This is a genomic window from Anabaena sp. FACHB-83 (assembly GCF_014697485.1).
GTDB lineage: Bacteria > Cyanobacteriota > Cyanobacteriia > Cyanobacteriales > Nostocaceae > Nostoc_B.
Map to the genome: position 1 here is coordinate 1 of NZ_JACJRY010000093.1, position 10,011 is coordinate 10,011.

A 10,011-nucleotide genomic window follows, 5' to 3' on the forward strand; every position below is an offset into this window, starting at 1 on the left:
GGTATCTAGTGGGGGAGTAAGTGCGAACACGCCTATGATAGAAAGAGATTGCTGATAAAGCGAGTTATGGCTTATGTCTCTGACTATCAAAGACTTAGAACAATTACAGTCACAAAATCCTGATTGGCGGATGGAGCTAGTAGAAGGAAACATTATAGTTATGGGGCCATCCGATTACGAGTCAGACGAAATTGGTTCTCGCTTGTTAACTTTTCTGAATGTATGGGTGATGCCGCGCAAGCTAGGCAGAGTAACTGGTTCTAGTGCTGGTTTTATTTTACCCAGTCTTGAGAATGACGAAAATACAGGCGACCCTGAAAAAAGAAACTTACGCGCTCTAGATGTTTCCTTTGTTCGGGCAGAACGACTCAAAAAAACTCAGCGTGACTTTGTGCAGTTAGTTCCCGACCTCACGGTTGAGGTGAAATCTAAAAGCGATCGCCTCAAGCCCCTGCAAGAAAAAATTCAACTATTCCTAGAACTGGGTTCTACAGTGGGCATTCTCATTGACCCTGACAAACTTTTGGTGACAGTTTATCGTCCTAACCAAGAACCAGTTATTTTAAGAAGTAATGACAAACTGACTTTACCAGAGTTACTTCCAGGTTGGGAATTAGAGATCGCAGAACTTTGGCCACCTGAATTTGAGTAAATCATTGCAACTGGTTTGTAGAGTTGAGCAACTGTTCGGTTTGCACCTACCAAGCTACCCAACCCAGTTTTATTTTCGGATACTGTCACCAGCATCACAGGTGCAGGCTGGACTCTTCGGTTGCACTCTCGACAAATTCCCACTTGCCGACTCTCGCGGTGAAGAGTTGATCTCTAGTTAACGATTAACTGTACTTCATTGAACATTGCTGGACATTACATGATAGTATAAATGTATTAATACTAAGATAGTAATGACCAACTATGTCCCAGCCAGAAAAGCACAATTAGCGTTTGGAGTTACACTCAAAACACTACTGCGGTGGGAAGAATCAGGAAAAATTAAGACAATCAGAACCCCAAACGGACAGAGGAGATATGACATTGATTCCGTCCTACCAACTGTTAGAACAGACCGAGCAATCATTCTCTACGGCAGGGTTTCTAGCCACGCTCAAAAATCTGACTTGGAAAGACAAATACAGTTTCTTGGTTTCTTGGGGAGCAACGCGATTTTCTGAAATTGGGCAAAAACAAGTGACAATGCGCCACTCCAAGGCCAGGCGATGGCTGCGCCAACGTCTTCGACGAACGCTAAAACATACATTCAAGTAAAATGTATAAAATGTTTAGGCACTGCTGGGATTAAGGAAAGAGCTAAAAATAGAATTACAAAAATTGTCCCAACTGCCAGCTATCCATTGACATCGCAGATGTAACATAATCTCTGCATTATCTGAAAGCCAAAATTTACTGTTCCCTTTCATGCGTAAGTTCACAGCTTGACGAATTAAACTTTCAACTGCACCGCTTCCAAGGGGTAGCTGACCCTGTGCGACTAAGTGGTAGTTTAATAGTCGCCTACGGTAAGCTTTGAGAATATAATTACGTTCTCGCACCAAAATTTTACAACGCTCTCCAGTAGCTGTTGAAATAAATTCATCCATATTCCTCATTAAATTGAGAGCTTGACCTTTCTTTAAAGTTTTCCGAGCTTTTTTAAACCACGATTGACGTTCACTATCCGTGGTAAAAGCCGCATCAGCAAAGTCTTGTAAATGTGCAGCAGCATGATAAAAATCCAATAGCTTATAAGTAGCTTTTGGGCAGTTTATTCTCTCTAATAAAGGCGGGATATGTTTCCAAATCCACTCAGCCCCATCAGCAACTAACAAAACCTGTTTAGCTTGGCTTATCCCCAAACTAACTAGATACATTTCTAAAATTTTGAGAAACTCCTCATAACCTAAATATGTCCCATCATTGGTAATAGGTAGAGATGATGTTTTAATTTTTTTACCATGCTCATTCTAAACTTGAATATATTTTTTCGTTCATGAAGTGTAGGCATTCCCTGTTTTGATATTTCACATCAAAACTATTACTCAATGGGAATCCTACACTTTTTTATCCCCATCATAGAACTAAACAACCATAAAAATAGAGTTATCTCAGTATTACTGAGATATTTAGCTATCTAACTAGTATCAATTTGACTAATTTACTGAACTTTCGGTTTAGCGTAGGCGTAGCCCGCCGCAGGCATCGCCTCCGGTGGAGTAGCGCATCGTCACTCGTTTTTGCCCGACTTCAGAAAATCGCGTTGCTCCCTCCTAAAGTAATGCAAGAGAGTTATCTGACTACCATTCACCAATTAAGGTAAAAGCAGCCCAATTTTTGGGGTGAGGGTGTTTTTGTATTGTCATTAGCATTGCTTGACGTAAAGCTTGGGCTTTATCAGTGTTTTGCTTAAGTTTTTCGTAAAACTTAATCATCAACTCAGCAGTCGGAGAATCGGGTATTGCCCATAAAGATACAATTACACTAGGAACGCCCGCAGAAATAAAGGAACGGGAGAGTCCAATTACCCCATCTCCTGTTAATCTCCCTCGTCCTGTGTCACAGGCACTGAGAACTACTAATTCAGCATTTAGTTTCAGGTCTAAGATTTCTTCGGCACTCAGCAGACCATTATCATTACCAGAAGGAGCCAGTGCGATCGCACTACCCAATCCCCGATTATTATCTAATAATCCGTGAGTGGCTAGATGAATGATTCTTGCTTTGGGCATTTTCTCTACTATTACCTTTTTAGTACCACTGCTTCCTGTAATAGCTGGAGTCTGAAAAAGAAGTGCGATCGCTTCTGCTTCCTTTTTAGCCCCCGGCAAACTGTCTAAACCTCTAGGCATAGTTGGATTTCCCAACACCAATACCTCTGTAAGTGCAGCTTGGTTAACTTTCGCTTGTTGTTGGCGTGTTAACTGCAATACCTGAATTGAAGGAGCGGTGAGAATGGTGTGTTTTTCAATCAAATATTGGTCAGAGTCATCTTGCAGAGCAGGGAAAGGAACAAGAAACAGAGATCCTTGAGGTATAAAGATCACTTTGGCATTAGCTTCTGTCTGCAGTAGGTCAGCAATTGGTTGAATTAGAATTTGATAAAGTTTTTTCAGGCGTTGTGAGAAATCGCCTCCTCCAGTATCGGGAAGATTTTGGTCTTGCACGTCCTCCCAATCTCGACCTCTTACACCGATAGCATTACGAGTAAGAAGAACAAGGTATTCAAGAGTATTATTTGTCTGCCACAACGGTTTTAAGTCAACATTACGAAAGGCTACTTCCCCCGTGGGTTTAATTACCCAAATATAGAGTTCTGAGTCGGCAAATCCTCGCTTACCTTGAACTTTAAATTCATCACCAATAATCGAATACTCAACTAAAGTGGCATTTTGAGCTTTAGCGATTTGTTTAATTTGCTGTAGGGTAGGTGAAGCAATAGTTGATTCAGGATTTTCGCTGGGGGATAACCGTGAAGCTAACAACTCTACAAATGCACGAGCGCGTCCCCGTTCAGCTACTTCGAGAGCTTCAGTGATTTTATTCTGAGCGATGAGGACTTTTTGTAATAATCGGTAAGTGCGAGCTTGCTCTTCAAAAACCGAAACTTTATAAGCATCATTGTCACCCAATCTTGCCCTTATTGATTCCCAGGCTTGCATTGCAGTGCGGAGAAATTTTTCTGCTTCCCCAAGATTGCCAAATTTGAAGTGAATACCACCTAAATTGTTCAGTGCATTCCCTTCAGCACCGAGGTCTTTGATTTCTCTAGCAATCTCTAAACTCTCTAGAGTATAATTAAGTGCTTGGGTATATTCTTCTTGGTAATAGTAACTAAGTCCCAGACCGCCCAAAGCAATCCCCTCTCCTTGGATATCTTTGTATTTGCGAGCGAGATCCAAATATTGTTGCTGATAGTTAATCGCTTGAGCATAGTCTCCCAAGTGCTGGTAAATATTCCCTAAATTTCCTAAGCTACGCCCTTCACCTATGGGGTCTTGGATTTGTTGGGCGAGGTTTAGACTCTGCTCTTGGTAATCGTTTGCTTTGGTAAAATCTCCCTTAGCAGCATAAACCATTCCCGTATTATTTAAAGTTTTCACCTTATTACGAGGGTCTTGGAGATAGTTGGCAACCTCAAGACTATTTTCGTAGTATTTAATCGCTTGATCGTATTCTCCCAAGAAATAGTAAGCTAGTCCAATACTTTCTAATGCACCGAACACACCTTGGAAGTCCCGCCGTTGCTCTTTGATAGTCAAGCATTGTTGAGCGCAGTCAATTGCCTCAGCGTAGTATCCTAAATTTCTGTAAGCAATTCCCAGCGTTCCTAGAACATCTGCTTTTGCTATTTCTTGGTATGGTTGCTGTGAGAAAAATTCCAATAATTGCTGTAGATATTGAATTGCTTCAGAGAATTTACCTAAGCGATTGCAAACTGTTCCCAGACTTCCTAAAATTCTTGCCTCTTGTTCGTAATCTTGCAGTTTTTGATATATAGTTCGTGCCTGTTTTAAAGACTGTTCTGCGGCTTCCAATTGACCAGTATTAACTTGCTCAAAAGCTTTTTCCATCAATCGGTGTGCTTCTTGTTGCTGGGGATTACTAGCAGTTTTTAGCATGGCTAAAGCTTCCAGAAGCATATTCTCTAACTGCTGGTCATTAATTTCTCTAGCAATGGCTAAGGATTGATTATAAAAATTAATTGTTTTATCATATTTCACAACAACAAAGTAAGCATTTCCTAACCAAAATAAAGTATCTGCTTCTCCTTTACGGTCTTTAATTGCTTGATAGATATTTAGTGCTTGTTGCAAATTATTTACAGCATCTTTGTCAGTACGACTCCGTATTTGCTGCATCCCTAATTGAAACAGTTGTCTGGCTTGCTCTTGGAGTTGTCTACTCATAATCGTTAAGTTCCAAATTATTGATATGTTGAAAAAGTCAAAAGTAAGAAGAATTTCCCACTTTTGCCTTTTTATTGGTTACTGATTTTGAGTGAGATATTCACTTAAATGGTTTAAAGCTTTTGAATTCTCAACAAAATAAGTCAAGTGATCACAAGCCACTTCTTGGATATTGGGAGGAATCATTCTTCCTTCTGGAATATTCTTAATGCTGTCCACTTTCACAGCAATATCATTTGGTTGACCAAAGAAAGGAAATTCCACAACTTGAGTGCCTAAGTTTTGTATCAGTCGATTTAATAGGCTCGCTTTTCCTCCTTCTTCCTCCATCGCTGCCCGCTTAATAGAGGTATTACCAGCAATCACTGAATAAGGAATACCCGGATCGGGACTTGCAGCTAAGTTTCTCAGAAAGGCCGAACTAGGCTTCATTTGGTCTAGCGTTACATCTACTACTCCTATCCCACTAACTAGACTCCCTAGCACTTTTACTGGCCAAGCAACCGTAGAGAGGCTATTGAGTCCAATTCCCAAAGCCAGCGTCGCCAAATCTTGAACCGTTGACCAAGGAGAACCTGCATTGGGAGTCCCTAACATCACTAAATGTTGGACAACCTGATTACCTTCTTCTCGCTCAATAAACCAACGGGAAACTAACCCTCCCATAGAATGAGCGACAATATGTAGAACTTTACTGTGATTAGCTCTCAAACCTACATCTTCAAGTTTCTTTTTGAGAATGCGAGCAATTTCTGGAATGTCAGTGTTAATGTTCTCGTAGTCAAAAGTTAGAACTAAGTCATAAAGATCATTAAGAGAGTGTTCTTGCCCATCTACTGAAAGTTTCGCCCTTTGAACGCTCTTGACCATATCTTTGGTATCACCTAGAATCCCGTGAACGTAGAGCAAGATACGATTTGCATTTTTTACCTGGTCTTTGATATTTTCTACAGGAGTTACGGTTTGATCTTCAGCAACTTTAACCGCCCTGAGATGATAACCGTCAAACTTTCGACCCAGGTTTTCGCCGATCACCTTTACAAAACACATCCAAATAGAGCCTACTACGTCTCTATCTCCACTGTATGGGGTTGACAATCGTTCTAACTTAATTTCCGTTTGCGTCTTGCCATCTTCATTTTCAATTGTTGTCCCATAACCTAATGGCAAGTAAAACTCACCATCATAGGCAAAAGCTAAAAGGTTTTCACCTTCCCCTAGTGGAACATCAGTCAACAATCTTAAAGGGTTTTCTTCGGTGACAACTTCACGATTTTCCACATCAGTGAGTTCCAATACACTTAACCCTGGATCGGTGCCACGACTGGTAGTAAATTGAAATGCCTGAGTTACTTGAGGGTCTTCTCGCAGAATAGGTGGTAAAATAACCTTTTCTAGACCGCGACTGGCTTGAGGTACAGTAGTTAAACGAGCCTTAGCCTTTAAGCTAGGATGGGGCTGTAACTTGACCCCTGAACCTAAATTCTTCGAGTCTGTGTTAGAAACAGGAGTTTCATTCAGCGGACGGACAGTTGTAATTGTGACTTGTTTGGTAAACCAATCTTGATAGCTCTGTGGTTCGGCATCTTCCCAATCACGATTTTGAACCTTATTCATGAGACAATTTAAGGTATTTCGATTGATTACCCCTCGATCTGCTCCTCTTTCCCCCTTTGTAGTTTTAGGTGCATCAAGTTTGTTCTGAGTTAACAATCTGCCATCAAACTCGGCGGTACTAACAATAAGCTTAATGGTGTTGTTAAATTCGGTAATTTCTTGCGGCAATTCTTGTGGTAACGTTAATCTTCCTGATTGACTCTCATAAGTTCCTTGTGGCTCAAGCTTCACATAACCAGCTTCCATTCCTTGCCTAAACGGGAATTGTACTTCAAAAAGGTCTGTAAGAATGAGCAAGCCACAATACAATGCCCTATTGCTGTTATTAGTGAGTTTTATTTGAATAGTAGATGGGCTTCTTTGTCCGTCGTCTCTTAATTTGTACTCCAAACGAGTCTCTTCAGGAGATAAGTCCTTATCGCCAAAGATAAGTTCCATCTCTATGTCACCCTCTTTAATGACACCATTACCAGAACTTCCGAGTTGAGCGATCGCATTCCATCGAGCAATATGTTCTAAGCGTTGAATTGCTTTTTTGGCATTGTCTTGAGTGTAACCATCAATTTGAGCTACCAAAGGGCGGTCATCTTGAGGTCGGACAATTAAATACTGGTTCTTGCGACATAATAGACGAAAGTGGGCTAAGGTAAGTTCTTTCTCTTCACGGACATAGGCTGAGGATTGGTTGTTCAAACCACCTGCTGGCTCCATTTCTTGGCGTGCCAGTTTCACTCCATCTTCTTCACCTTCAAAATAAACTGCTAAAGGTGGAAGGGGCAGACTGATGATAACCGCTTTAAATGTCTTCTCTTTATCAGAATCTTGTAATGTCTTTTTCTGATCAGGATCTAGGTCTTTAATGTAACTGATGGCGGGTAACACCAAAGTTACTGCTGCGTCCCCAACAGATTGAGAAGGATCATGTAGGTCTTCAGCATTACTGTTAGAAGGGAAAAGTGCCAGCAACGTTTTTTCATCCCCAGAAGGACTTTGAATGCCATGAACACCACCACCATCAATCACCCAACTATGATGTTCTTGGCTATAACTGACGGCAAAATAATGACTACGTTCTGCGATCGCACCTTTAAGGAAAACTTGGTCTTCAGCCTCTGAATAATTCACTTCAAATTGAGGAGACTGATCCGTAATCTTATTGCTAACTAAGGATTTTGCTTCTCTAAACAAATCTTGATAGGACATATTTCCATTGGCTTGTTTCAACGTCTCTAATAAACAATAGGAAAAAGCCCCCCTCTGTTCACCATTCCCGTTTATTTCTTTCGCTAGTTCACTATCTCGACAAGCTGCTAGTAAAACATGAGAACCTGTAAGTATTTTCCAGCCAGAAGGATTATCCTTAAGACTACTAGAAGTCAATGAATTTTGGATTTGTTGCTGCAATTCAGGGAGATAACTATTTAAAGGACGATTTCGTTCATCTATGCTGGTAAGACGTACTCCCGTTTCTTGTAAGGGATCTCTTGTTCCCGAACCTGAATGACAACTATCAAGAATAATGCAGATATGTGGCTTTTTTTCTGATACTTCAGCAATCAGTTGTGCCAACTCTTTATCTGCTAAATCCCAACAATCTTCGCCTTGAGATCGACTATCATAACAAACCAAAGTTTCATTAAGTCTGTCTGGCTCTAAATGCCGAAACTCCTCCGGCGCTCGTTCTTGAGAACCATGTCCACTGTAATAAAAAAGGACTATATCATCCTTCTGAGCCTTACACAAATGTTCTCGAAAATCGTCAATGATTGTTTTGCGCTTTGCTTCGTCATTTGTTCGTGTCCGCAGATGTAGCTGATGATCTTTATCTTTTTTTACCCGATTTTCTAGATACTCTTTCATAGCTGTAATATCCTTAACACAGCCATGAAGCGGACTAATTGGATCTGGATATTTGTCGATCCCAACAAGTAAGGCGTATATGTTACGAGTCATAATTTCTTCGGAATGGTGATTGATAGTAGCCTAAGAGGATGTTTGAAAAGTCCTCTTCTCTCTAGCAAATATTTGTGAAATTATTTTACTGTGTAAATAAAATTCACATAAACACAAGAAATATTTTCATGATTCTTATGCCGTATGCAACACAAATGGAGGGAAAGTAGCGAATATACTATTCTCTCTATTTAATTTAATTCTTCACTTACTTTTTCGATACTATCGGTTAACATTTGGTCAACTTCGTCTCCGTCCGCTCCCTGTTCTATAAGTTCTTTTTTAATTTCTTCCATATTAATAGTCTGAACATAATCAGGAAGCATAAAACCCCACTTTAATTTAACCGATTCCTTAAAGATGTCGTAAAATAATTTATCAGCTACCTGTTGTTCTTTGCGAGAAAACCGAGAATACCACACAGTCAATCCCACCGTAGTACTACCCAATCCTAGCGTAGCACCAGCCAAGATCCCTATAATTATCGGAATTATCAAAACCAAAATTTTTGCTCCATCAATTATCAAAAGTAGTTTACTAAATCTGTCCGAAAACTCCAAATCCAGACTGTTCAAAGCTTGGAAACAAAACTTTGATATTTACATCAAAACGTAATTACAAAGGGTAAAGACTCATCTTCAGTTCTCATAAAACACAAGATGTATAAAAGTGTTTATTTTGTCCTTTACAACACCAAAATTTCCCTATTACTAAAGAGAAGGGCTTGATGAATCGTACTATTTACAATCTTTATAAAGCTACAAATCCACAAATATCGATTCCAGAAAATACTACCCCCTTTTTGATATATATTTTATATTTTTATAATCTGTAAAAATAAAAATATTTATGTATCTACATCGATTTTTAGATAATAATTTTGGCTCTGTAGAAATACACAGTAATAAAAAAGCAGAAAAATTATAGCTAGTTTTTGAGCATTACTAAACATTACACCTCTTATGCAATTTGAAGACTACCCAGCAGTACCAAAAGATTTAGCCTTCGATAATCATCTACCTGGAATTCTCTCAACTCACATAAGCCGTGTTATTTAATCCTATATCGGTGTAGTTTTTAATAAAATCACACGCTTTTCTACAATTTTTTTACTTTGTATAGTTTTCTAGAACATACTATTAATCCAATAAAAATACAACTAAGGAAATTCCTTATTTATCTAAGGATTTTCCTTAGTTTTATATTTACCCTTTTCATTGATGAGCTTATCATTAGCATCAAAATTTACTATGCCATGACGATCTGCATACCGTGCTAAACCGACAACATCATGAATATTCAACCGTTTCATCAACTGGACTCGGTGTGCTTCGACTGTTTTAGCACTGACATTGATTGCTTCTGCAATCTCTTTTGTGGAAAGTCCTTTTGCAATAAATCGTAAAATTTCAATTTGGCGTGACGTTAATACAGAAGTAGGCTGATCTGTTGAATAAACGCACTCCTCATTGACTAGGAGTTCTGATATAACTTTATGTTGCTTAACAACTTCGAGTTTTAAGTCCTCATTCAGCAAAGT

The 10,011-nt window shown here is 39.5% G+C and carries 6 protein-coding genes and 1 pseudogene; 2 read left to right on the forward strand and 5 right to left on the reverse strand.

Features of this window, described 5'->3' with window-relative positions; translation table 11 throughout:
- The first annotated feature begins 73 nt into the window (after window positions 1-73).
- Together H6G79_RS35560 and H6G79_RS35565 are read left to right on the forward strand one after the other, a co-directional pair.
- A complete protein-coding gene (locus H6G79_RS35560) occupies window positions 74-652 on the forward strand; it encodes a Uma2 family endonuclease (protein ID WP_191049424.1) in 579 nt (192 codons plus the stop codon).
- A 253-nt stretch (window positions 653-905) separates the two neighbouring features.
- Window positions 906-1,172, forward strand: coding sequence for a recombinase family protein (locus H6G79_RS35565; RefSeq protein WP_199334150.1), 267 nt, complete (start codon window positions 906-908; stop codon window positions 1,170-1,172).
- A 108-nt stretch (window positions 1,173-1,280) separates the two neighbouring features.
- Here H6G79_RS35565 and H6G79_RS35570 read toward each other — a convergent pair.
- From H6G79_RS35570 to H6G79_RS35590, 5 genes and pseudogenes are all read right to left on the reverse strand, one after another.
- Window positions 1,281-1,961: pseudogene (locus tag H6G79_RS35570) on the reverse strand (ISLre2 family transposase); the annotation flags it as partial.
- A 330-nt stretch (window positions 1,962-2,291) separates the two neighbouring features.
- Window positions 2,292-4,901 carry a CHAT domain-containing tetratricopeptide repeat protein gene (locus H6G79_RS35575; RefSeq protein ID WP_199334151.1) on the reverse strand — a complete coding sequence of 870 codons (2,610 nt, stop codon included), beginning with the start codon at window positions 4,899-4,901 and terminating at the stop codon, window positions 2,292-2,294.
- A 78-nt stretch (window positions 4,902-4,979) separates the two neighbouring features.
- Window positions 4,980-8,471 (reverse strand): caspase family protein, encoded by a 3,492-nt coding sequence (locus tag H6G79_RS35580; RefSeq protein ID WP_190595224.1) that lies wholly within the window; start codon window positions 8,469-8,471, stop codon window positions 4,980-4,982.
- Between the two features lie 191 nt (window positions 8,472-8,662).
- Window positions 8,663-8,941: a hypothetical protein gene (locus H6G79_RS35585; RefSeq protein WP_206758812.1), complete on the reverse strand. Its 279-nt coding sequence runs from the start codon at window positions 8,939-8,941 to the stop codon at window positions 8,663-8,665.
- Between the two features lie 710 nt (window positions 8,942-9,651).
- A partial coding sequence (locus tag H6G79_RS35590; protein WP_191049426.1) for a response regulator transcription factor occupies window positions 9,652-10,011 on the reverse strand: 360 nt, incomplete at its 5' end.